The organism is Pseudomonas sp. B3G-3, from assembly GCF_028640915.1.
GTDB classification, from domain to species: domain Bacteria; phylum Pseudomonadota; class Gammaproteobacteria; order Pseudomonadales; family Pseudomonadaceae; genus Aquipseudomonas; species Aquipseudomonas chlororaphis_I.
The window spans coordinates 41,008-62,983 of sequence record NZ_JAQZAB010000100.1 but is presented as its reverse complement, the minus strand read 5'-3'; the positions used below and the strand labels follow the sequence as shown (position 1 = coordinate 62,983).

Sequence of the window (21,976 nt, the reverse complement as noted above, 5' to 3'; positions counted from 1 at the left end):
ACTGTACTGAGAATGTGGGCCATGTCCTATTGTTCAGTAAGGGAACCTATGCGCCGGCCTCGACCTGTCCCCATTGCCGCTTGCTTGTTGCCTCTAGTCCTGGCGGCGTGTGGCGACTCATCCACCGTTGAAGATCCACGCACCCATGCCCCTCTGGTGAGGGCTTCTGCGGTTCAGGGGGCGTCCGACGTTTCACGCTCCTTCACTGGCGTCGTGGCTGCCCGCGTCCAGGGCGACCTGGGCTTTCGGGTATCAGGCAAGATACTTGAGCGCTTGGTTGATACGGGTCAGACCGTCAAGCGAGGTCAGCCGCTCATGCGTCTCGACCCCATCGACCTGGGGTTGCAGGCGCGAGCACAGCAAGAGTCGGTCATGGCCGCTCGGGCCCGCGCCAGGCAGACAGCTGATGATGAGGCCCGATATCGCGACCTGGTCGGCGCAGGTGCTATTTCTGCATCGGCCTACGATCAGGTCAAAGCCGCGGCTGATAGCGCAAAGGCGCAGCTCAGCGCTGCTCAAGCGCAGGCTGACGTGGCTCGCAATGCTTCCGGTTATGCGGTGCTGTTTGCCGATTCCGACGGCGTTGTGGTGGAGACGCTCGCCGAGCCCGGGCAAGTCGTCAGCCCCGGGCAGCCAGTGGTTCGACTGGCGCGGGCCGGGCAGCGCGAAGCCATCGTGCACCTGCCCGAGACGCTACGCCCGGCAGCAGGATCCACTGCGCAGGCGACGCTTTACGGCAACACCGCGGGTGTTGTTACAGCGAGGCTGAGGCTGCTGTCTGACTCGGCCGACCGTATGACGCGCACCTTTGAGGCGCGGTATGTGCTTGAGGGCGCGTTGGCCAATGCGCCGTTAGGTTCGACCGTCACGCTTCGGATCGCCGAAGACGCCGCCAATGGACAGGTGCTGCAAGTGCCGATCGCTGCTGTTTATGACCCGGGCAAAGGCACTGGCGTGTGGGTCATTGCTGGCGAACCAGCGAAGGTGACCTGGCGACCTGTCCGAGTCCTGGGCTTGAGCGACGACGCAGCGCGAGTTGCAGGCGATCTCAAGGTCGGCGAGCAGATTGTCGCCTTAGGTGCACATCTGCTGCGCGATGGTGAGGAGGTGAGACTGGCTCAACAGGGTGACGTCAAGGTTGCCGGGAGCCATCCATGAGCCAGGGGCGCTTCAATCTTTCGGCGATCGCTGTTCGCGAGCGCTCGATCACGGTATTCCTGATCTTCCTGATCGCTGTGGCAGGGATCCTGTCGTTTTTCCAGCTGGGGCGTGCGGAAGACCCGCCATTTACGGTCAAGCAACTGACGGTCATTACCGCGTGGCCGGGCGCCACGGCGCAGGAGATGCAGGACCAGGTTGCAGAGCCACTTGAAAAACGCCTGCAAGAACTGAAATGGTACGACCGCACGGAAACCTACACCCGTCCGGGTCTCGCCTTCACCTTGGTGACACTGCTCGATCGCACACCGCCTTCCCAGGTGCAGGAGGAGTTCTATCAGGCGCGTAAAAAACTCGACGATGAGGCCATCAAGCTACCGGCGGGGGTGATTGGCCCGATGGTCAACGACGAGTTTGCAGATGTGACATTTGCGCTGTTCGCCTTGAAAGCCAAAGGCGAGCCGCAGCGACTGTTGGTGCGTGATGCGGAATCGTTGCGCCAGCGCCTGTTGCACGTGCCGGGCGTGAAGAAGGTCAACATCATTGGTGAGCAGGCCGAACGCATCTTTGTTTCCTTCTCCCATGATCGGTTGGCCACGCTGGGCGTATCCCCCCAGGATATTTTTGCCGCGCTGAACAATCAGAACGTGCTCACGCCTGCCGGCTCAATTGAAACCGATGGGCCGCAAGTCTTCCTCCGTCTCGACGGTGCCTTCGATAAGGTGCAGAAAATTCGTGACACACCTCTTGCGGTCCAAGGTCGAACACTGAAGCTCTCGGACGTGGCGACGGTCGAGCGGGGTTATGAAGATCCGGCAACCTTCCTCGTGCGTAACAACGGTGAGGAGGCCCTGTTACTGGGCGTGGTGATGCGTGAGGGCTGGAACGGTCTGGACCTGGGCAAGGCATTGGACGCGGAGACGACGAAGATCAATGACGGCATGCCGCTGGGCATGACGCTCACCAAGGTCACCGATCAGTCTGTGAATATCAGTTCGGCCGTCGACGAGTTCATGGTCAAGTTCTTCGTCGCCCTGCTGGTGGTCATGCTTGTCTGCTTTCTCAGCATGGGCTGGCATGTAGGTATTGTGGTGGCGGCGGCTGTGCCGCTGACGCTGGCCGTGGTGTTTGTGGTGATGGCGGCCACTGGAAAGAACTTTGACCGCATTACCCTCGGGTCGCTGATTCTGGCGCTCGGACTGCTGGTGGACGACGCCATCATTGCTATCGAGATGATGGTGGTGAAAATGGAGGAGGGCTACGACCGCATCAAGGCTTCCGCCTATGCCTGGAGTCATACGGCCGCACCGATGCTTTCCGGTACGCTGGTGACCGCTATCGGCTTTTTGCCCAATGGCTTCGCCCAGTCGACAGCCGGCGAGTACACCAGCAACATGTTCTGGATCGTGGGCATTGCCCTGATTGCATCATGGGTAGTGGCGGTGGCCTTCACCCCCTATCTGGGTGTGAAGCTGTTGCCGAAGATCAAGACGGTCGAAGGGGGGCACGCGGCCATCTACAACACCCCTGGCTACAACCGCTTCCGCCGGATCTTGACGCGCGTCATCGCCCGTAAATGGCTGGTGGCCGGTACCGTTATCGCTACGTTTGTCGTGGCGATTCTCGGCATGAGCCTGGTCAAGAAGCAGTTCTTCCCCACCTCGGACCGTCCAGAAGTGTTGGTCGAAGTGCAAATGCCCTATGGAACCTCCATCGAGCAGACCAGCGCCACCACCGCCAAGATCGAGGCCTGGCTGCAAAAGCAGGCTGAAGCCAAAATCGTCACGGCCTATATCGGGCAAGGCGCGCCGCGCTTCTACCTGGCGATGGCGCCGGAGCTCCCGGATCCATCATTCGCCAAGGTTGTGGTGCTGACGGATAGTCAGGAGGCACGTGAGGCCCTCAAGTTCCGTATGCGTGAGGCCATTGCTCAAGGGCTTGCACCAGAAGCGCGTGTCAGGGTTACGCAACTGGTGTTTGGTCCGTATTCACCCTTTCCTGTCGCCTATCGGGTGATGGGGCCTGACCCATCAACATTGCGCGAGATCGCCGACCAGGTACAGAACGTGATGCAGGCGAGTCCCCTGATGAGAACCGTCAACACTGACTGGGGCCCGCTAACGCCGACGCTGCATTTCACCCTGGATCAGGACCGCTTGCAGGCGGTGGGGCTGACGTCCAGCGCTGTCGCGCAGCAGCTGCAGTTCCTGATCGCGGGAGTACCGATCACCGCAGTTCGTGAGGACATTCGTTCGGTGCAGGTGATCGGGCGTGCTGCGGGTGATATCCGGCTCGACCCTGCAAAAATAGAAGGCTTTACGCTCGTGGGCACGGCGGGCCAGCGGATTCCGTTGTCCCAGGTAGGGGAAGTCGGCGTGCGTATGGAGGATCCGATCCTTCGGCGTCGTGACCGCACCCCGACCATTACCGTGCGCGGCGACATTGCCGAAGGCTTGCAGCCACCGGACGTCTCGAGCGTGATCATGAAGGCGCTGCAGCCGGTCATCGACAAGCTGCCTGATGGGTATCGTATCGAGCAGTCGGGGGCCATTGAGGAGTCGGGCAAGGCCGGCCAGGCGATATTGCCGCTGCTCCCGATCATGATTGCCATCACGCTGCTGATCATCATCCTGCAGGTACGCTCGACCTCGGCGATGATCATGGTGTTTCTCACCGCGCCGCTGGGATTGATTGGCGTGGTCCCGACATTGCTCATCTTCCAGCAACCGTTTGGTATCAACGCCCTGGTCGGCCTGATCGCACTTTCGGGCATCCTGATGCGTAATACGCTGATTCTTATTGGGCAAATCCATCACAACGCACGAGAAGGACTGGATCCGTTCCACGCAGTGATCGAAGCCACAGTACAGCGTGCTCGCCCGGTGCTGCTGACAGCGCTGGCGGCCATCCTGGCGTTCATCCCCCTGACACACTCCGTCTTCTGGGGGACCCTGGCTTACACCTTGATCGGAGGCACGTTCGTCGGAACCATCATGACGCTGGTGTTCCTGCCGGCGATGTACTCCATCTGGTTCAAGATCAGTCATGTCAGCCAAAGGCAAACTGAAACAGCAGAACTGGCGTAAGCACGCGAACTTACCAAAAGAGAGGACGCCACCCCGTCCTCTCGTCGTTCACCCGACTACAAAGCTGGTAATTCACGCGTTCTCAATACCCGGTCTGCAAGCTTCTCCCACTCATCGCCTATTAACGCCAGGCTGGCAGCCCACTCTTGCGTGGCAGTGTAGCGGGCGTAATAAGCCCGCTTCTCTGCCTCGCTCAAGCCGGTAAAAAACGGCAGGAAGTACTGGTCGTTGTAGTAGCCCTGGGCACCTTGCAACTGCGTTCCCCACCATGCCGGGTTGTAGCCCTCGAAGGCTATCCAGGGCGGCGGAACGGCGAAACGCTGGTGCTGAATGGCCTCGAGGAAGTCAGTGCTGTTGGTTACCAGGCGCACCGTGACGGCGTTGAATTCCCGGCTGGATATAAAGCAAATCAGGCGCTGGTTGTTCTGGGCGTTTTCATACTGCCTGACGGGAAGCTCGTTGAAGCTTCGCTCGTGGACCAGGGTGAAGCTGGATTCGATAAGGGCTTGGAAAGAATCCCTATCGCTTCCATCGATCAGTAAGGTCCAGTAGTAAGCCGGTACGCCTGTGTCTTCCAAAGAAACTGCGCGCAGTGGAAGGGGCAGGGCAGGAGTAGTGTGTTGCAGAGGGACGGTGAAAACCGCTTGGAGTTCTGACAGGGAATAGCCCGCAATTTGCTCCTTGGGGGCTCGGTCAAAAAGACCTGCAATACGGCTGAAAAAACTCATATCGTCCTTGATTCAGCTTTGGTGGGTTTATTGAAATGGCTCTTCAAGGCCATTGATTTAGGTTTCCTTGAAACCTGGAAAACCGTTGGCCATGCGCCACTCTTTGACGATTCGGGTAACGTCTTCAGGGGACCCACTCGAACCGTTTTCGGGGTAGTAAATCAAGTCGGAGCCTGCTGGGTGCTGGCTGATTTTTTTGAAGTGCAATAGAAGTGCGTCAGCGCGAACGTCTGTTTCGGCTTCCATATCTTCCTTGCGAAGCTCCTCTAACAATTCGACGAACTCGGCTTCGGTGTAGTCCGAGAGGTTATTTCTCATCAGCGTGTTTGTCATGGTTGGCCTACTCATCACCGTGCTTTGAATCCTGGCAAGCCATTAGCCTTGCGCCACTCTTTAACGGTGTTGGTTATACCTTCTGGGGTGCATTGCGCTTCATCCTCCGGCCAGTAGATCAGGTCGGAGCCGTCTGGATGCTCGGTAAGCCGTCTGAACTCGTCCAGAAGATCATCCAGCACTTCATCGGGAGTACCGTTTCCATTTGCGGTGAATACTTCCTGCATGAAGCGAATGAACTCGGCTTCTGTGTAGTCGGGAATGCTTTTCTCCATGATGGTTACCGGTGTTTGGCTATGTGGTTTTTTTGAGGGATTTGTAAGTCATCTATTTCATGAGCCGTGCCGCTTTACTGGCCCTGAGTGGTCACGCTTCCTTGAGTACAAACTCAAGGCTGATACCCACCTCTCTTAATACCTGCGCGGCGCGGTCTACAAAGTGCTCGCCTTGCTCAGGCAACTCATACAGGCCGGTAATGCGGATGATGGGGGATTTGCCTTTAGCTGCCGGGTAGCTCTCCAGGATTTCACCGCTTTCGATAAAGGCGATATAGGTGTTGATTTTTTCTTGAAGCAACAGCAGGTGCTCACCTTGTTCGGCCTTGTTGCCCCACTCCAGGTGATCGGTAATGACCAGCACTACCTTGTCGGGCTCCCAATCGGGTACGGCACAAATATCGACGACTCGGGTATCCAGGATGGACATGGTTTTTCCTTCATGGAGGGTGTGTCAGGCCGGTCATATAGCGTTGGTCAGCAGTGGCAGCTGATGTACAGCTCCAGATCTTTGGGGAGTGGGGTGGCTGTAAGTCGTTCTATGGCGCTGGCTTGCTCTTGGGTGAGGAGGTAGCTATGTACGGCGTCTGCTTCGCTCTGCCAACCCATGATCGGCATCAGTATTTCTGTAGTGAGAGTCGGTAGTTTTGTCTCGAATACAGCGTCGTCACTGTTTGTAGGTGCGCCGTGTATCTCGAATTTCAGTGGGGCTTTCCCAGCGCGAAATACCGTCACGACTTGAATCCTGGTAGCCCATTTGCCTTGCGCCACTCTTTAACGGTCTTGGTTATGCCTTCGGGGGAGTCATCGGCCCCATCTTCTGGATAGAAGATAAGGTCAGTACCGTCTGGGTGCTCGCTAAGCTGTCTGAATTGCATTAGCAGTTCGCCAAGGTCTTTGTCGGAACCTGCTTCGTTGATGGCAAGTATTTTATGGATGAAGCTACCGAATTCGGTCTCGGTGTAATCGGCAATTGATTTCCTAGTGGTCATCGCTTTATGGGGCCTTGAACCCTGGCAGGCCGTTTGCTCTACGCCACTCTTTGACTGTTTTCAAGATTCCCTCTGGTGAGTCATCAGCATCGTCAGCAGGATAAAAAATCAGATCTGAGCCTTTGGGATGCTCTGAAATTTTCCGAAAATGCCGAACTAAAACGGAATGATCTTCCTCGTTCTGGCAGTTGACCTCACAGATATCTGTCAAAAGTTGAAGGAACTCTTGTTCTGTGTAATCAGAAATGCTGTTTTTTAGCATGCTTAATTTGTTCCTCTATGAATATCAATGTGCCTTCTAGGTGTCGCTACGCTCAGGTTGTCAACATCGTAAATAGCGCCCCCTTGGGCAATTCCGACATGATGGTGTAGCTCGTATTTTTCTCGCGATCCCACTCGACCACTTTCTGGTGTGTATGGGGAAAACCCTTTATCTAGCAGCTTTTGGTTGACTGTTCTGAACTGACTTCTTAAGTCTGAATCATTACCTACAGCTTTCCAAAACGCCTCCCGAAAAGCATCAAAGCTTCTGAACTCCTTCCCGCGCAACTGATCAGCAATCTTCGTGGGTATCGGAGAGCCCAACCCTGAGCCCGCTCCAGCAAGCCAGGTTCCACCTATATCCTGCCCCTGACCCGTAACCGTACCGGGCGTCTTGCGCACGCTCAGTACGATATAGAGCGGCAGAACCCCTGACCCCGGCGGGAACACCAGGATGAAGTCCTTGTATTCCGGCGGGTAGATCGGGTCGACGATGATGGTGTCCGCCTGTTCGGTGGGCGGAAAGATCCAGATGTGCGGCGCCTGGGGCGCGGCCTCCAGTGGGGGGATGCCGGATGTGCTGGACGGGTTGACTGCTGGGGTCCAGATCAGGGTGACGCCGTCGCCGAAGTCGGCCACCTGTTGCTGGCCTTTGGTAACGAAGCGCACCACCGGGACCATTTCCCAGCCACGCTGCTTTTGCGTGTTGTAGCCGTAGCCCTTCAGCGTGCCGTCGGGCCGTTGTTCGATATGCAGGCGCACGCGGGTGCGACCTTCTTTCAGGGCGTCGAGTTGCTCGGGGGTGTACAAGGCGCTATCGCCCAGGCTCGACGGCCAGAGCATGGCCACCACGCCAGCCAGGGCACCCGCGACAACTCCGTTGGTTGCCACGCCAGCCCCGGCAGACGCCATGGCCTCGCCACCCAGCGCCAGGCTGCCCAGCGCGGCGGGAAGGGTGCCACCGCTGATTTTCTTGAGCGGGATATTCCCCGCAGCGTCCGCCCGACGACCACCCAGCAAGACAAGCTCGCCATAGTCCTTGATGGCGTCGGTGGGGATCGCCCCGGATGGGCTGAGGTAGTCCATGACCCCGTCGGGCAGCTTGCAGGATTTGGTAAAGGTGCAGCCGGCCATCGCCTGTTGCTTGCGGGGTGGGCAGGCGAGGCTGTCGGCATAGGCTTGTTGGCGGGCCAGCATCCGCTCATAGGCGTGTTGCCTGGCGTCTTGTTCCGCCAGTTCGCCGGGGGTCATGTCTCGGTAGGTGACGTGGTGCCCGTCGCCGGAAGGGGGACTCTTGATCGGGGGGAGTCTGTTGCGGGCCATCGAGCGTTCTGCCTGTCCATCCAGTGCGGTTTTCCAGCCGGAGGCGGGATGGCATCAACCCTATTGAGTCGGACGGGGCATTACTGTGGGAGGAATCTGAAAGGTTTGAAGGGCGAGTCTTTATTCTTGCGGGCTGGTGGTCAGGCGATTCTGGCCAGCCAGTGAATGCCCGGGCGGTGGGTGCCGCTCCAGCCCATCTATGCTGCCGCACCGGGTTCCTGCTTAAATGCCAGCGCCTATCCACTCAGCGCGCCTGACACCATGAATACCTTCAAGGACGAACTTGCTCTCACCGAGCCGCCAGCCGAAGCGGCCTCGATCCGTCGTCGGTCGTTGTTTGCCGGCTGTGGGGCCCATGCCATCCATGATGGCCTGACCGACCTGATCTATGTCTTGCTGCCCATCTGGCAAAGCCAGTTCGGCCTGAGCTTTGCCCAGGTCGGGCTGTTGCGTGGGGCCTATTCGGGGATGATGGCCGGCTTTCAGTTGCTGGCCAGCCGCGCGGCCAGGCGCTGGGGGCGCGAGCGTCTGCTGGTGGGCGGCACGGCGCTGGCGGGGGTGGCCTATCTGCTGGCGGGGCAGGCCGGGGGCCTGACGGTATTGCTGTTGGCCCTGTTGTTGGGTGGGCTGGGGGCGAGTACCCAGCATCCGCTGGCGTCGTCGATGATCACCGATACCCATGAGGCCGGCGGTGGCGTCAAGCAGGCGTTGGCGCAGTACAACTTTTCCGGCGATATCGGCAAGACCCTGATTCCGGGGCTGGTGGGCCTGTTGCTGACGGTGCTCAGTTGGCGCGCCAGTGTGACCCTGATGGGGCTGCTCGGGCTGGCGGCCGCCGGGTTGCTGTGGTGGTTGATTCCGGCGCAGGCGGCGGAGTCGTCCAAGCCTGAGAAGAGCGCCAAGGTAGTCAGCGGAAAAGGCTCGGCCAGCGGGCTGCGGGCACTGATTGTCACCGGCACGCTGGACAGCGCGGTGCGCATGGGTTTCCTGACCTTCCTGCCGTTTCTGCTGAAAGCCAAGGGCGCCGGCACGGCGGGTATCGGCCTGGCGTTGACGATGCTGTTTGTCGGCGGGGCCTTCGGCAAGTTGCTGTGCGGTTACCTGGGCGCGCGCATCGGCATGATGAAAACCGTGTGGCTCACGGAGTTCACCACGGCGCTGTTGATCGTGCTGGCGGTGTACTTGCCCTATCTGGGCCTGATGGTGGTCTTGCCGCTGCTGGGGCTGGCGTTGAACGGCACCTCGTCGGTGCTCTATGGCGCGGTGCCGGACCTGGCGGGGGCGGGCAAGCGCGAGCAGGCGTTCGCGGTCTTCTATACCGGCACCATCGGCGGCGGGGCGCTGGCGCCGGTGCTGTTCGGAAGCCTGGGGGACGTCACTGGCGTCCCCGTCGCGGTGATGGTGCTGGCGGCTACCTTGCTGCTGACGTTGCCGCTGTCCTGGTTCGTGCAGCGCGGCCTGGACGCGGATGCCCGGCTGGCCTGAGCCGGCTCAGGCTTCGCGTCCGTGGGCTGTTGCGGCCAGTTGCTCGGTATCGACCCGCACAAAGATCGAGTCGCCAACCGCCGTCAGCACATCGCCAGCGTAGACCTCGCAGATCACCCGGCTCTTGCGGCCGAGTTCGCCTTCGACCTTGGCGCGCAAGGTCAGGGGTACACCCATCGGCGTCGGCTTGATGAATTTGATGCCGAGGTTGCCGGTCACGCAGTTGATCCGCGGCAGGCTGTCCAGGGCGCGTTTTTCGGCGCGGTAGTGGTAGGCCATGGCGGTCCAGTTCGAGTGGCAGTCCACCAGCATGGCGATCAGGCCGCCGTACACCAGCTCGGGCCAGCCGCAGTATTGGCTGTCCGGCAGGTGCTCGGCCATCACATGCACCCCATCCTCATGCCAGTGGCTCTTGATGTGCAGGCCATGGGGGTTGCTGCTGCCGCAACCAAAACAAACGCCGTCCGGCGCGGTGCTGTCTTGCAGGGAGAGTGGGTGCATGTGTCTTTACCTTTTTTATTGTTGGAGAGGGCCCTGGCGAAGCTCTCAGGCCGCCGCTTGTGCCTGTATCTGCAGGTCGCCGTCGACCTCCTTGACCAGCCCGCTGGCCAGCAGCAGCGGCAGCAGGCGCTTGTGCAGTTGCGGCTCGACGAACTCCTTGACGGTGTCCAGCGCCAGGTTGCCGCTGGCTTCCAGCTCGGCTTTGGTGTAGGACAGCCAGGCCTTCTTCAGCACCAGCAGCACGTCGCTGCCGGCGGTGGTGGCGAAGCGGCGGTGGGTCACCCGGCCGTCGAAGTCGAAGCTGTGCTGGTAGGCATAACCGCTCTCGTCACCCGCGCTGGCGACACAACGACCGCAGGTGCATGCGCCGTCGCCGAAGGCTGTGCGCAGATAGGTGTTGAAGTCCACCACGGGCTTGAGCCCCAGGCGCTTGTCGACTTCGAACAGATCCCCGGTCATTTTTGCTTCACTGCTCAAGGTCATTTTCCTCATGTTCAGGCGGTGTATTACGTCAGGGGCGCACCTTAACAGCCAGATCGGCGGACGGGTACTTTTCTGCCGCCATCGGGGCCGGATTGCCATCTGCTAGGATTCTCAGCGCGCTGCCCCGGGCGCGCTGCCTGCACCTTGTCCACCGCTGATTCCTGCGAGGAGAAAGTATGTCGATCTATGCCATGACCGTCCCCTGTTTCGCCCAGATGCTGCGGGCGTTGAACAGCTTCTTGAACAAGGGCGAGGAACATGCTCGCGAACGGTGCTTCGACCCGCAGGTCCTGCTGCAGGCGCGCCTGGCGCCGGACATGTATGACCTGGCGGCGCAGGTACGCTTTACCTGCACCCAGGCCCGGGAAGCGGTCCAGCGTCTCAGCGGCCTGCCGGTGACCGGGTTGCCGGCGCCGGCCAGCATGGCCGAGGCCAAGGCACTGATCGAGCAGACCCTGGCGTTCCTCGCCGAGGCGGATCGAGCACTGATCGAGAGCAGCGGCCAGCGCGCCGTGGCCATCGAGCTGCCCAACGCCATCGCCTTCGACATGACCGGCGAAGAATACGCCCGCAACTGGGCGACGCCGCAGTTCTATTTCCACCTGGTCACGGCCTACGACATCCTGCGGCATAACGGTGTGCCGCTGGGCAAGGCCGAGTATGCGCAGCATATGTTTGCCTATCTGCGCCAGCCGCAGGGCTAGCGTCGGCTATCGGCCTAGATATCCCTGCCGAGAAAACTGTCGACCGAATATCGCGGCGCTGCGCCAGTGGTTGCTGCCCGAGGCCGGCCGCGGCGTGAGCCGTGAACAAGTGGCCATTAAAAGAGCGGCACATTGCCTTCTCCGACACGGCGTCGTGCTGGCCCCGCAAGCGCCGAATCACCGCCAAAATCACTTTAATTTCAGGTGGTTAGGTAGATCGAAAAATGCGCAATGTGTGGATGACGCTGACCTCGTTCGCCTTGGTCAGCATGGCTGTCGCGGCCGAGGGCAAGGAGTTGCCGGCCAATGACCGGTATGTGTGCAGTTGGGGCGCGGGGACGGCGGCGCGGGCGCAGGAGCTGAAACTGTCGGGGGTTTCGCTGTATGCCGCGCGGCAGAAGCTGCAGACCTACAAGTTCAGCAAGGGCTGGATGCGCATGCTGGCCCTGGGCATTACCGAACAGACCTACGACAGCCCCTCGCGGGCCAAGCCGGCGACGGTGCGGCAGAGCTTTTACGACGACTGCGTGCGCTACAAGCTGGCGCGCAAATAACCCGAGGGGAAGGCGTGCGGGGTGGCCGGTTGCCCGGGCTGCCATGCTGGTACGGGCGCCGGCGATCCTGGGGCGAGGCACGTCGGCCTTGTCTCATGCCCCCGGAGCTTTGGCCCATGGGCCGACAGAACCCGTCGCCATCTGATCCGTATTTTTCTTCGTCACCTGCATCTGTATCGGGATCAGATCTGGCCTGACAATAACGCACCCCTCAGGCGCACCGGCCTGCCGGCTGGAGCCTGAGGCGGCGTTCTGCTTTTCGCATTGGCGAAAACCTATTGTTCAGGAGGCCTTTATGGCGAAGATGGCGATTTTCTTGTTTGGATTCTTGGCGCTGACCATCGCGATTGGTCTGCTGGCGACCATCTCTCCGGTCTGAGGGGACACCTCAGGCCAGCCCAGTCTCGCCGAGGCGGGCCGAACCGCTATTTCGAAAACTTCCTCGCCCCGGCCACACACAAAATCACTGCCACGGTCACTCCCAGCATGCCCAGGCTGACCTGTTCATGCAGCAGGGTGGCGGCCAGGGCCAGGCCAAAGAACGGTTGCAGCAATTGCAACTGGCCGACGGCGGCGATCCCTCCCTGGGCCAGCCCGCGGTACCAGAAGACAAAGCCGATCAGCATGCTGAACAGCGCGACGTACGCCAGGCTCATCCAGGCGGGCAGGGTGATGCCGCTAAACGAAGATGGGGCACGCAACAGCGTCAGCACCGCCATCACCGGCAGCGCCAGCACCAAAGCCCAGGAGATCACCTGCCAGCCGCCCAGGGTGCGGGAGAGCTTGGCGCCTTCCGCGTAACCCAGGCCGCAGACCAGAATCGCCAGCAGCATGAGGATGTCTCCGGCCGGCGCGGCGCTCAGCCCCTGGGACAGGGCAAACCCCACCACCAGCAGGCTGCCCAGCCCCGAGAACAGCCAGAACACCGGCCGCGGCCGCTCGCCGCCGCGCAGCACGCCGAACACCGCGGTGGCCAGGGGCAGCAGGCCGAGGAAGACGATGGAGTGGGCCGAGGTCACGTACTGCAAGGCCAGCGCGGTCAGCAGCGGAAAGCCCAGCACCACGCCGAGGGCGACTATTGCCAGGGGCCACAGCTGGTTTCTGCTCGGGCGTTGTTCCTTGAACAGCAGCAACAGGCACAAGGCCAGGACGCCGGCGATGCTGGCGCGAGCCACGGTCAGGAACAGCGGGTCGAACTCCAGCACGGCCACCCGGGTGGCCGGCAGCGAGCCGCTGAAAATCAGCACGCCGATAAAGCCGTTGAGCCAGCCGCTCGCGGCTTTTTGTGTGCTGGGGTGTGGCAGGGGCGATGTCCGTTCCATTCAGGGGCTCAGCTCTGTTCAAGGGTAGGCGCCGCGCTTCAGGGCGAGATTGCGCCTGGGCTGTTCAGGCCCCATCCTAGGAGTGCCAAGCAATACAATCAAAATATTGTCATGGATACATTGCCCTATGGCCCGTGCCCGCTACAAACAACTGGTCGATGGTTTTGCCGCCGATATTCGTGGCGGTGCATTGCCGCCGGGCACCCGCCTGCCGACCCACCGCGAACTGGCCGCCAGGGAAGGGCTGGCCCTGGTGACCGCCTCACGGGTGTATGCCGAGCTGGAGGCCATGGGCCTGATCAGTGGCGAAACCGGGCGCGGCACTTTTGTCCGCGAGACCGCGTTGCCGCCGGGGCAGGGCGTCGACCAGCAGGCGACCGCGGCGGGCACCCTGGATCTCAATTTCAACTATCCGGCGTTGCCCGGGCAGGCCGAAGTGCTGCGCGGTGGCCTGCGCCAGTTGGCGGCTGCCGGTGACCTGGAGGCGCTGCTGCGCTACCAGCCCCACAGTGGCCGCAGCCACGAGCGGGCCACCGTGGCCCGGCATCTGGCGTGTCGCGGGTTGCAGGTGGAAGCGGACCGGATGTCGATCGTCAGCGGCGCCCAGCACGGCCTGGCGACCACGGTGATGGCGCTGCTCAAGCCCGGCGATGTGGTGGCCACCGATGCCTTGACCTACCCGGGGTTCAAGGTGGTGGCCGACGCTCACGGCGTGGAACTGGTGTCGATTGCCCTGACCGAGCACGGCCCCGACCTGCAGGCTTTCGAGCGGTTGTGCCGCAGCCGGCGGGTGCGGGCGGTGTATGCCATGCCGACCCTGCACAACCCCATGGGTTGGGTGCTGGACCTGGCGTGGCGCGAGCGCTTGGTGCGGATCGCCCGGCAGCACCGGTTGCTGATTATCGAGGACGCCGCCTATGCCTTCCTCGCCGAGGATCCGCCCGCGCCCCTGGCGGCCCTGGCGCCGGAACTGACGGTGTATGTGTCGGGGTTTTCCAAGAATGTCGCCACCGGGCTGCGGGTCGGTTTTGTGGTCGCGCCGCCGGTCTGGGTGCCGCTGATCGAGCGGGTGATCCGCGCGACTACCTGGAACACTCCCGGGGTGATGACGGCGCTGGTCTGCAACTGGATCGACGACGGCACGGTGCAGCGCCTGGAAGCCGAGAAACGCCAGGACGCGACCGCCCGCCAGGCCCTGGCCAGGGAGGTGCTGGCCGGCCTGGCGTACATCGGACATCCGGCGTCCTATTTCCTCTGGTTGCCGCTGCCCGAGGAAGTGCGCGCCGATCAGGTGGCGATGGCCTTGCTGCGGGAAAACGTCTCGGTGTCCACCGCCGAGCCTTTTGTCAGCGCCGCGCCGGTGCCCCACGCCATCCGCCTGGCCCTGGGCTCGGTCGAGCTGGATCAGTTGCGGGTGGCATTGGAAAGGGTGCGGCAGGTGATTGGCCAATACGCCTATTGAAGGCTCCCGCGCGGCAAGGCGCGGGAGCCTGCGGCCGTCAGACCTTGAACTGAGTCACCAGGCCGTTGAGTTCCACCGCCAGGCGTGACAGGTCCTGGCTGGCGGCGTTGCTCTGGTTGGCCCCGGCCGAGGTCTGGGTCGCCAGGTCGCGGATGTTCACCAGGTTGCGGTCGACCTCGCGGGCGACCTGGGCCTGCTCTTCGCTGGCGCTGGCGATCACCAGGTTGCGTTCGTTGATCGAGGTGATGGCCTGGGTGATCTGGTCCAGGGCCAGGCCCGAGGCGCGGGCGGCTTCCAGGGTCAGGTGGGCGCGTTCGTTGCTGTGGCGCATGGCGCTCACCGCACCTTCGGTGCCTTCTTCGATGGTGTTGATCATGCTTTCGATTTCCTGGGTCGACTGCTGGGTGCGATGGGCCAGGGCCCGCACCTCGTCGGCGACCACGGCGAAACCGCGTCCGGCATCGCCGGCCCGGGCCGCCTCGATGGCCGCGTTGAGGGCCAGCAGGTTGGTCTGCTCGGCGATCGAGCGGATCACCTCCAGGACCTGGCCGATATTGCGCACATCCACCGCCAGGTGTTCGACCTGCTCGCAGGTGCGGGTCACCTCGTCGGCCAGGTCGCCGATGGAGTCGACGGTGTGCTGCACCTGCTGCCGACCGTGGTGGGCGGTGGCGTCGGTTTCCCGGGACGCCTCGGAGGTGCTGACGGCGTTGCGCGCCACTTCTTCCACGGCCGCGGTCATCTCGTTGACCGCGGTGGCGGCCTGTTCCAGTTCGTTGCTCTGCTGGTGCAGGGTCTTGCTGGAGTCTTCGGTCACCGCATGCAGCTCCTCGGCGGCCGAAGCCAGCTGGCTGGAGGAATCGGCGATCTTCTGCAGGGTGCCGCGCAGGCTGTTCTGCATGCGTTGCAGGGCGTGCAGCAGGCGCGCCGGCTCGTCGTTGCCGGTCACGCTGATGGCATGGCACAGGTCGCCGCTGGCGATGGTCTCGGCGACTTCCACGGCCTGGCCCAGCGGCCGCACGATGCTGCGGGTCAGTACGATGGCCAGGCCGACAGTCAGCACCAGCACGATGGCCAGGATCGCCAGCACCAGGCCGACGGCGCTGTGGAACACCTCGTTGCTGCGCGCGGCCGCCGCTTCACCGCCGTGGGTATTCACCTCGACCACGGTCAGCAATTCCTTGAGCATGGCGTCGGCATTGGCCAGGAAAGGGCCGCCGTCGACGATCGCGATCGCTTCGTCCTTGCGGCCCTGGCGCGCCAGGTCGAGGACGCGCTGCTGGTCCTTGAGGTACAGCGCCTTGACGCCCAGGTAGCGCGCGTACGCGGCCTTTTCCTCGGGGGCGATACTGAGTTTTTCGTAGACCAGCTGCTGGGCCGACAACTGCTCCTCGAGCTGATTGATCCGGTCCAGCAGGGCCTCGACGTCGCTTCTGTCGCGTACCACCAGCTGGCGCAGGGTCAGGGTACGGATCTGGGTGCTGGTCAGGGCCATGGCGTTGGCTGCGACGATCGAGGGCAGCCAGTTCCTGTCGACCTCGAGCGACTGCTCGTTCATGCGGCGCATTTCCAGCAGGGAGAAGGTTCCGAGCGCAACCGCCAGCAGCGCGATCAGGGCAAAACTGAGGCCTGCACGGCGGGAAATGTTCATCGATCGTAAAAGCATGACTGTGTTCCTTGTGGCGGCAAAAGGCACAACCTGCGCGGCATCCGGCAGGTTCGCAGCAAAGCGGCGCGCGCTCGGAAAGGCTCCGGGGCGTCGTCGGTTCTTGCAGGCAAGGCAGGCGGGAGGCGCATCGTGGCGCCTTCTTTATGGGGGCTTCCGGTATGGACGGGGTTGCACGGGCCCTGGCCGGAAAGGTGGCGATGATATCACAATGATGTCGCTGTTTTGACCGGAGCCCCCCGTGCTCGGCCGATGAAAAAAGGCGAGCTGCGGCTCGCCTTCTGTTTTTCAGGTATTTGCGGGGGCCGTCGGCTGTCGTCAGTCGTCCTCGGCTTCATCCAGGAGCGAGACGTAGCTCTTGATGTCGAAGCGGCTGTCTCTGTTGAAGGAAAGCCAATTGGAGAGGCTGCACAGAAACGCGAAAACCGCGCTGTCCCCGGATGCCTCGAAGTTTCCAGAGGGTTCAAAGCTGAAAAAGTAAGCGGGTTCCAGGCAGAGGATTCCTGTGGGGTAATGCTGATTTTTCTCTCTGCATTCTTCAAACAGCCACTTGGCAATGGTGTCTTTGTCCGGTCCTTTGAAAGCAATGATGTAGGACGGGACCAGGTATTCATTTCTGAAAATGAACTTCTCTTTCGACTTTTTCCGTTGTAGCTGTTGGACCGCATGGCTTTGTGCGAATGCCTCGACCTTCTGCTTCCGCAGGTCGGACTTCACTTCGATGGCGGCCGCCACGGTATCGGCAAAGTACAGCCGTTGCTTGCCGGAGGTGATGGGCAGGCTGAAGCTTTGCTCGCACTCGAGGACGATATCGATCTGGCCCGTGGTTTTTCCGTAGCCGTCCATGATGACGCCGGAGCCATAGCGGATGTTGTGCGGCAGAACCCGAGCCAGCAGGCTTTCGATGATGAGTTCCCTTTCGTTGCCGATGACTGTCGAAGGGTACTTTTGCGATTGCTTGTGCCCAAGCATCAAGTTTTCTTTCAGTGTCTCGATGCTGTTGAGCAACAGGTCTTTCCCTGACATGACTCACTCCGTCTATGCAATGTATGGGGCAAACAGCCCCGCTTGAGGCCGAGGCTGCCCGACAGTAAGGAAACGGGGCGGGGGTGTAAAGGCGTTTGTGGAGCGCCGCAAGGCCCCTGCAGGCGGCTCCGTAGGCCCGATTTCAGCCGTGCTGGATGCCCGCGCGTTTGAGCAACTGCTTGCAGCGCTCGGACAGGTGCGTCACCCGCAGGTGCTTGCCGGCCTTGCCGTAGCGTTCGCGCAGGGTTTTCAGGGCGGCGATGGCCGAGTAGTCGACGAAGCTCAGGTGGCGGCAGTCGAGGGTCGCCTGGGCCGGGTCGCCCGCCGGGTCGAAGTGGCTGAGAAAGGAGGTGGTCGAGGCGAAGAACAGGGTGCCGTGGACCCGGTACAGCTTGCTGCCGTCGGCTTCCTCGTGGCTGTCGGCGTAGAGCTCGCGCGAGTGCTGCCAGGCGAAGTTGAGGGCGGCGATGACGATGCCGCACAGCACCGCGATGGCGAGGTCGGTGAACACGGTGATGATGGTCACCGCAACTATCACCAGCATGTCGTTCAGCGGCACTTTGTGCAGCACCCGCAGCGAGCCCCAGGCGAAGGTCTGCTGGGCCACCACGAACATCACCCCGACCAGCGCCGCCAGCGGAATGCGCTCGATCAAGGGCGAGAGGAACAGCACGAACAGCAGGATCATCGTCCCGGCGACCACCCCGGACAGCCGGCCACGGCCGCCGGAGCTGAGGTTGATCACGGTCTGGCCGATCATCGCGCAACCGCCCATGCCGCCGAACAGGCCGGAGGCGATGTTGGCCGCGCCCAGGGCCACGCATTCGCGGTCCGGGAAGCTGCGGCTCTCGGTGATTTCGTCGGTGAGATTGAGGGTCAGCAGGGTTTCCAGCAGGCCGACCATGGCCATCAGGAAGGCGTAGGGGGCAATGATGCCCAAGGTCTCCAGGTTCCACTGGATATCCGGCAACGCCAGGCGCGGCAGGCCGCCGGCGATATGGGCCATGTCGCCCAGGGTGCGGGTCGGCAGGCCCAGCAGGTAGACCAGCAGGCCGACCCCGAGGATCGCCACCAGCGCCGGCGGCACCGCGCGGCTCAGGCGCGGCAGCCAGTGGACGATCGCCATGGTCAGCGCCACCAGCCCGAGCATCAGCCACAGGGGCGTACCGCTGAGCCAGCGCTCGTCGGCCTTGAAGTGTTCCAGCTGGGCCAGGGCGATGATGATCGCCAGGCCGTTGACGAAGCCGAGCATCACCGGATACGGCACGATCCGCACCAGCTTGCCCAGGCGCAGCAGGCCGAAGGCGATCATGACCAGGCCGCCCAGCAGCACCGTGGCCAGCAGGTACTGCACGCCGTGTTGCACCACCAGCGCGACGATCACCACCGCCATCGACCCGGCGGCGCCGGAAATCATCCCTGGGCGGCCGCCGAACAGCGCGGTCAGGGTGCAGATGATAAAGGCGCCATACAGGCCCATCAGCGGATTGAGGTGGGCGACCAGGGCGAAGGCGATGCACTCGGGCACCAGCGCGAAAGAGGTGGTGAGTCCGGCCAGGACGTCGGCGCGAAGGCGAGCGGGTTTCATGGTTTACCTGAGAGGGCGGCCAGGAGAGCGGCCGGGGTTGCGAGGGAATGTCGAAAGGCGGCGAATGTTACGGAATAACCGCTGCGCCGGCCACCCGGGGCTTGTATTGCCGGGCGCTGGCGGCAAGACTGCGCAGCCGCACAGCCCCGGCGATCGATGCCGGGCCGCCAAGGAGCCTCCATGCCATCAAGCAAACGCGAGCAGGCGCGTCTCGAACGCCGCCTGGTCGCCAGCCTCACCGACGCCTGCGAAACCGCCAAGGCGGAAATCGCCGGGTTTTCCTGGCTGACCCATGTGGCCGATCACGCGGCGTTTCCCGCCAGCCTGAGGGTGGTCTGGGTCTTCGACACCCAGGCCAGCAAGACCCGGGCCCTGGCCTGCGGGCAGGGCGAACGCATGCTCGAACTGACAGCCATGGCCCTGCATGACGCCGGCCTGGAGTTGCAGGCGCTGGCGGCCCACGTGCGGTACGACAGCGAAGAACAATGCCAGCGCATCAACGGCGGCAACTGGCAAAAGCGCCTGGCACGGCTCGGCTGAGAGCCGCTGGAAAGCGCGGCTAAACGCCGCACCCGACCATGGTCGCACACAACCTGTCATCCATTTGGCAGGAAGCGGGGCGTCGCGTTTTGCTACCATGCGTGGCTTTTACGGATGAGCCGCCCGGCGGGTCGTCTGGATTTTCGGCTCCTCAAAGGGCGGTAACGAATGAGTGTTTTGTTGAGTCGCCGCGAGGTGATTGCAGGTATGGGGCTGCTCGGCCTCGGTATGTTGGCCGGCTGCGATACCCGGGGCCAGCTGTCGTACAAATATGGCAAGGATCTGAGCGACAAGATCATGGGCCGTACCTTCAAGCTCAAGGACACCGAGGGCAACGTCAGGACGCTCTCAAGCTATAGCGGCCTGATGCCGATGGTGTTCTTCGGTTTCACCCAGTGCCCGGCCATCTGCCCCACGACGCTGGCGCGCGCGGCCCAGGCCAAGAAACTGATGGGCCGCGACGGCGACCGCCTGCAGGTGATCTTCATCACCCTGGACCCCGAGCGGGATACCCCGGAAGTCCTCGACGCCTACGTCAAGGCCTTCGACCCGTCGTTCGTCGCTCTGTACGGCACGCTGGAGCAGACCGCGGCCACGGCCAAGGAATTCGACGTGTTCTACGAGAAGATCCCCAGCGGTTCGACCTACACCCTGTCCCACACCGCCACCAGTTTTGTCTACGACTCCCGGGGCACGTTGCGCCTTGGCTTGTCCCAATCGCTTACCGCGCAAGAGTGCGCGGAAGATCTACTGACCGTCATGGAGGTCTGCTGATGTACCCGGCCCTGAATAAAACCGCTATCGCCCAACGCGCCAAGCGCATGCTGATCGGCCTGTCCCTGCTGGGCCTGGCTGGCCAGGCCGCGGCCCAGACCCAGGTCGACGACGCCTGGGTACGCGCCACCGTCGCCGGGCAGCAGGCGACCGGGGCCTTCATGACCCTGACCGCCAGCGACGACAGCAAGCTGCTCAGCGTCGAGTCGCCGGTGGCCAAGATCGTGCAGATCCACCAGTCGAGCATGCACAACGATGTGATGAGCATGCGCCCGGCGGACTTCGTCGCCTTGCCGGCCGGCAAGGCCGTGGCCCTGGATCCCCATGGTTATCACGTGATGCTGATCGACCTGGTGGCCCAGGTGAAGGAAGGCGACAAGGTGCCGCTGACCCTGGTGGTGGAAAACGCCAAGGGCGAGAAACAGTCGATCAAGGTCGAGGCCCAGGCCCGCGCGCTGAACATGGCCGACCACAGCAAGATGCAGCATTGATGGTTCGCGGCACCTGCGACGACCGGCAGCCAGGCTGAAGCATGGCCAAGGAAATCGACAACCCCTGCATCGCCGTTTGCCAGTTGAGCGGCGACCTGTGCCTGAGTTGCGGGCGCAGCAAGGACGACATCCGCCAATGGAAGCGCATGAAGCGCCCGGAAAAGATGGCGGCGGTGCAGCGGGCGAGCCAGCGCTTGAAGGCGCTGCGCAAGAAAGGCGGCGGTGCCAGCCGCTGATTTTCCCCAGCCGGCCATTGCGTGCCGGCGTTCAGATTCCCGGCGTTTGCGCCGCACACTCCTGCAACCAGGCGATACAGGCCGAGCCCCGTCGCGGCAGGGACTCCAGGGTCGGATGGACGATGTAGTAGTCGTATTCGCCGCTGCGGGTAAACCCGGTGAACGGCAGCACCAGCCGGCCTTGCCCGATGGCCTCGCTGACCAGATGCTCGCGCCCGATCGCCACGCCGGCATGGTGGATGGCGGCGGTGACACACAGGTCCGAGCGATCGAAGGTTACCCCGCGTTTCGGCATGGACACACCACCGCCGTGCTGGCGAATCCACAGCGCCCATTCGGAGTCGAAGGTGGCGTGGTCCCAGGCCAGCGAATCATGCAGCAGGGTGCACTGCTGCAATTGTTCGACTGCCCCGGTCAATCCATGGCGTTCGGCGTATTGCGGGCTGCACACCGGCGCGACCCGTTCCTGCATCAGCTTGTGCGCCACCAGCCCATGGAACTCGCCATTGCCGTAATACAGCGCCAGGTCGATCTGCCGGGTGCGGAAGTCGATGCGGTCGTTGCCTACGCGCAGGTCAAGCCGGACCCCGGGAAAGCGCAGGCCGAACTCGGCCAGGCGCGGCACCAGCCAGGAATGGGCGATGGACGGATGGGCGTAGAGGGTCAGCGGCCCGGCCAGGTCGGCGTCGACCGGCTGGGCCAGGACTTCGGACAGGTCGCCCAGGGTCTGCTGGAGAATCGCAAAAATACGCTCGCCAGCCTCGGTCAGTTCAACCCGCCGGGTCAGCCGGCGGAACAGCTGGATCGACAGCTCCGCCTCCAGCCGGGCGATGCGATGGCTGACCGCGCTGGCGGTCAGGCACAACTCATCGGCGGCCTTGCTGAAGCTCAGGTGGCGGGCCGCGACCTGGAAGGTGAACAGGTTCGAGAACTGGCTGCTGTTGAGCTTGGCGTCCAGTCGGGGCGGTAGGTTGTACAAGCCGGCGCT

General features: G+C 62.5%; 25 protein-coding genes and 1 pseudogene. 10 read left to right on the top strand and 16 right to left on the bottom strand.

Going from position 1 to position 21,976, the window contains the following annotated elements:
- Positions 1-48: 48 nt before the first annotated feature.
- Both PVZ80_RS13165 and PVZ80_RS13160 read left to right on the top strand, forming a co-directional pair.
- Positions 49-1,158 carry an efflux RND transporter periplasmic adaptor subunit gene (locus PVZ80_RS13165; RefSeq protein ID WP_273864033.1) on the top strand — a complete coding sequence of 370 codons (1,110 nt, stop codon included), beginning with the start codon at positions 49-51 and terminating at the stop codon, positions 1,156-1,158.
- Complete coding sequence (locus PVZ80_RS13160; protein WP_273864023.1) at positions 1,155-4,244, top strand: efflux RND transporter permease subunit; 3,090 nt, start codon at positions 1,155-1,157, stop codon at positions 4,242-4,244. The genes PVZ80_RS13165 and PVZ80_RS13160 overlap by 4 nt, the downstream gene beginning before the upstream one ends.
- Before the next feature lie 56 nt (positions 4,245-4,300).
- Here the strand turns inward: PVZ80_RS13160 and PVZ80_RS13155 are convergent, their stop codons facing one another.
- From PVZ80_RS13155 to PVZ80_RS13120, 8 genes are all read right to left on the bottom strand, one after another.
- Entirely contained in the window at positions 4,301-4,972 is a 672-nt protein-coding gene (locus PVZ80_RS13155; RefSeq protein ID WP_273864022.1) for a hypothetical protein, read from the bottom strand.
- 57 nt (positions 4,973-5,029) lie between these two features.
- Positions 5,030-5,305 carry a bacteriocin immunity protein gene (locus tag PVZ80_RS13150; RefSeq protein WP_053268735.1) on the bottom strand — a complete coding sequence of 92 codons (276 nt, stop codon included), beginning with the start codon at positions 5,303-5,305 and terminating at the stop codon, positions 5,030-5,032.
- Positions 5,306-5,319: 14 nt separating this feature from the next.
- Positions 5,320-5,580 (bottom strand): bacteriocin immunity protein, encoded by a 261-nt coding sequence (locus PVZ80_RS13145; RefSeq protein ID WP_028682227.1) that lies wholly within the window; start codon positions 5,578-5,580, stop codon positions 5,320-5,322.
- Between the two features lie 91 nt (positions 5,581-5,671).
- Positions 5,672-6,010 (bottom strand): DUF6572 domain-containing protein, encoded by a 339-nt coding sequence (locus PVZ80_RS13140; RefSeq protein WP_016702868.1) that lies wholly within the window; start codon positions 6,008-6,010, stop codon positions 5,672-5,674.
- A gap of 47 nt (positions 6,011-6,057) precedes the next feature.
- Complete coding sequence (locus PVZ80_RS13135) at positions 6,058-6,315, bottom strand: pyocin S6 family toxin immunity protein (protein ID WP_016702867.1); 258 nt, start codon at positions 6,313-6,315, stop codon at positions 6,058-6,060.
- Positions 6,312-6,572 carry a bacteriocin immunity protein gene (locus PVZ80_RS13130; protein WP_016702866.1) on the bottom strand — a complete coding sequence of 87 codons (261 nt, stop codon included), beginning with the start codon at positions 6,570-6,572 and terminating at the stop codon, positions 6,312-6,314. The genes PVZ80_RS13135 and PVZ80_RS13130 overlap by 4 nt, the downstream gene beginning before the upstream one ends.
- A gap of 4 nt (positions 6,573-6,576) precedes the next feature.
- The gene (locus tag PVZ80_RS13125; protein WP_028682225.1) at positions 6,577-6,834 is read right to left on the bottom strand and encodes a bacteriocin immunity protein; all 258 of its coding nucleotides are present in this window, start codon (positions 6,832-6,834) and stop codon (positions 6,577-6,579) included.
- A gap of 2 nt (positions 6,835-6,836) precedes the next feature.
- On the bottom strand, positions 6,837-8,156 hold the full coding sequence (locus PVZ80_RS13120) for an S-type pyocin domain-containing protein (protein ID WP_273864021.1): 1,320 nt from the start codon (positions 8,154-8,156) through the stop codon (positions 6,837-6,839).
- Positions 8,157-8,417: 261 nt separating this feature from the next.
- Here PVZ80_RS13120 and PVZ80_RS13115 point away from each other — a divergent pair, with 261 nt between their 5' ends.
- Complete coding sequence (locus tag PVZ80_RS13115) at positions 8,418-9,641, top strand: MFS transporter (RefSeq protein WP_038631513.1); 1,224 nt, start codon at positions 8,418-8,420, stop codon at positions 9,639-9,641.
- A 6-nt stretch (positions 9,642-9,647) separates the two neighbouring features.
- On the opposite strand, the gene PVZ80_RS13110 is transcribed toward PVZ80_RS13115, so the two are convergent.
- Positions 9,648-10,142 carry a PaaI family thioesterase gene (locus PVZ80_RS13110; protein WP_009048310.1) on the bottom strand — a complete coding sequence of 165 codons (495 nt, stop codon included), beginning with the start codon at positions 10,140-10,142 and terminating at the stop codon, positions 9,648-9,650.
- 45 nt (positions 10,143-10,187) lie between these two features.
- Positions 10,188-10,625 (bottom strand): hypothetical protein, encoded by a 438-nt coding sequence (locus PVZ80_RS13105; RefSeq protein ID WP_009048311.1) that lies wholly within the window; start codon positions 10,623-10,625, stop codon positions 10,188-10,190.
- A 176-nt stretch (positions 10,626-10,801) separates the two neighbouring features.
- On the opposite strand from PVZ80_RS13105, the gene PVZ80_RS13100 reads away from it, so the two are divergent.
- Complete coding sequence (locus tag PVZ80_RS13100) at positions 10,802-11,329, top strand: DUF1993 domain-containing protein (RefSeq protein WP_198918620.1); 528 nt, start codon at positions 10,802-10,804, stop codon at positions 11,327-11,329.
- Between the two features lie 224 nt (positions 11,330-11,553).
- Entirely contained in the window at positions 11,554-11,883 is a 330-nt protein-coding gene (locus PVZ80_RS13095) for a hypothetical protein (protein WP_009048313.1), read from the top strand.
- Positions 11,884-12,308: 425 nt separating this feature from the next.
- On the opposite strand, the gene PVZ80_RS13090 is transcribed toward PVZ80_RS13095, so the two are convergent.
- A complete protein-coding gene (locus PVZ80_RS13090; RefSeq protein ID WP_273864020.1) occupies positions 12,309-13,205 on the bottom strand; it encodes a DMT family transporter in 897 nt (298 codons plus the stop codon).
- A 127-nt stretch (positions 13,206-13,332) separates the two neighbouring features.
- Between PVZ80_RS13090 and PVZ80_RS13085 the strand changes: the two genes are divergently transcribed.
- Positions 13,333-14,667, top strand: coding sequence for an aminotransferase-like domain-containing protein (locus PVZ80_RS13085; protein WP_273864019.1), 1,335 nt, complete (start codon positions 13,333-13,335; stop codon positions 14,665-14,667).
- Between the two features lie 37 nt (positions 14,668-14,704).
- Here the strand turns inward: PVZ80_RS13085 and PVZ80_RS33965 are convergent, their stop codons facing one another.
- From PVZ80_RS33965 to PVZ80_RS13070, 4 genes and pseudogenes are all read right to left on the bottom strand, one after another.
- A complete protein-coding gene (locus PVZ80_RS33965) occupies positions 14,705-15,568 on the bottom strand; it encodes a methyl-accepting chemotaxis protein (protein WP_371356844.1) in 864 nt (287 codons plus the stop codon).
- Positions 15,563-16,318, bottom strand: a pseudogene (locus tag PVZ80_RS33960) (MCP four helix bundle domain-containing protein); the annotation flags it as partial. The gene PVZ80_RS33965 and the pseudogene PVZ80_RS33960, both read right to left, overlap by 6 nt.
- 333 nt (positions 16,319-16,651) lie before the next feature.
- Positions 16,652-17,359, bottom strand: a complete 708-nt coding sequence (locus PVZ80_RS13075; protein ID WP_009048317.1) for a DUF6602 domain-containing protein — start codon at positions 17,357-17,359, stop codon at positions 16,652-16,654.
- Positions 17,360-17,501: 142 nt separating this feature from the next.
- Positions 17,502-18,947 carry a SulP family inorganic anion transporter gene (locus PVZ80_RS13070; protein ID WP_009048318.1) on the bottom strand — a complete coding sequence of 482 codons (1,446 nt, stop codon included), beginning with the start codon at positions 18,945-18,947 and terminating at the stop codon, positions 17,502-17,504.
- 180 nt (positions 18,948-19,127) lie between these two features.
- On the opposite strand from PVZ80_RS13070, the gene PVZ80_RS13065 reads away from it, so the two are divergent.
- From PVZ80_RS13065 to PVZ80_RS13050, 4 genes are all read left to right on the top strand, one after another.
- The gene (locus PVZ80_RS13065; RefSeq protein ID WP_009048319.1) at positions 19,128-19,487 is read left to right on the top strand and encodes a hypothetical protein; all 360 of its coding nucleotides are present in this window, start codon (positions 19,128-19,130) and stop codon (positions 19,485-19,487) included.
- Between the two features lie 168 nt (positions 19,488-19,655).
- Entirely contained in the window at positions 19,656-20,261 is a 606-nt protein-coding gene (locus tag PVZ80_RS13060) for an SCO family protein (protein WP_009048320.1), read from the top strand.
- Positions 20,261-20,752, top strand: a complete 492-nt coding sequence (locus PVZ80_RS13055) for a copper chaperone PCu(A)C (RefSeq protein ID WP_009048321.1) — start codon at positions 20,261-20,263, stop codon at positions 20,750-20,752. Before PVZ80_RS13060 ends, PVZ80_RS13055 begins: the two co-directional genes overlap by 1 nt.
- A gap of 41 nt (positions 20,753-20,793) precedes the next feature.
- Positions 20,794-20,988, top strand: coding sequence for a DUF1289 domain-containing protein (locus PVZ80_RS13050; protein ID WP_007924891.1), 195 nt, complete (start codon positions 20,794-20,796; stop codon positions 20,986-20,988).
- A gap of 31 nt (positions 20,989-21,019) precedes the next feature.
- On the opposite strand, the gene dsdC is transcribed toward PVZ80_RS13050, so the two are convergent.
- Complete coding sequence (gene dsdC / locus PVZ80_RS13045) at positions 21,020-21,967, bottom strand: DNA-binding transcriptional regulator DsdC (RefSeq protein ID WP_273864018.1); 948 nt, start codon at positions 21,965-21,967, stop codon at positions 21,020-21,022.
- Positions 21,968-21,976: the final 9 nt, after the last annotated feature.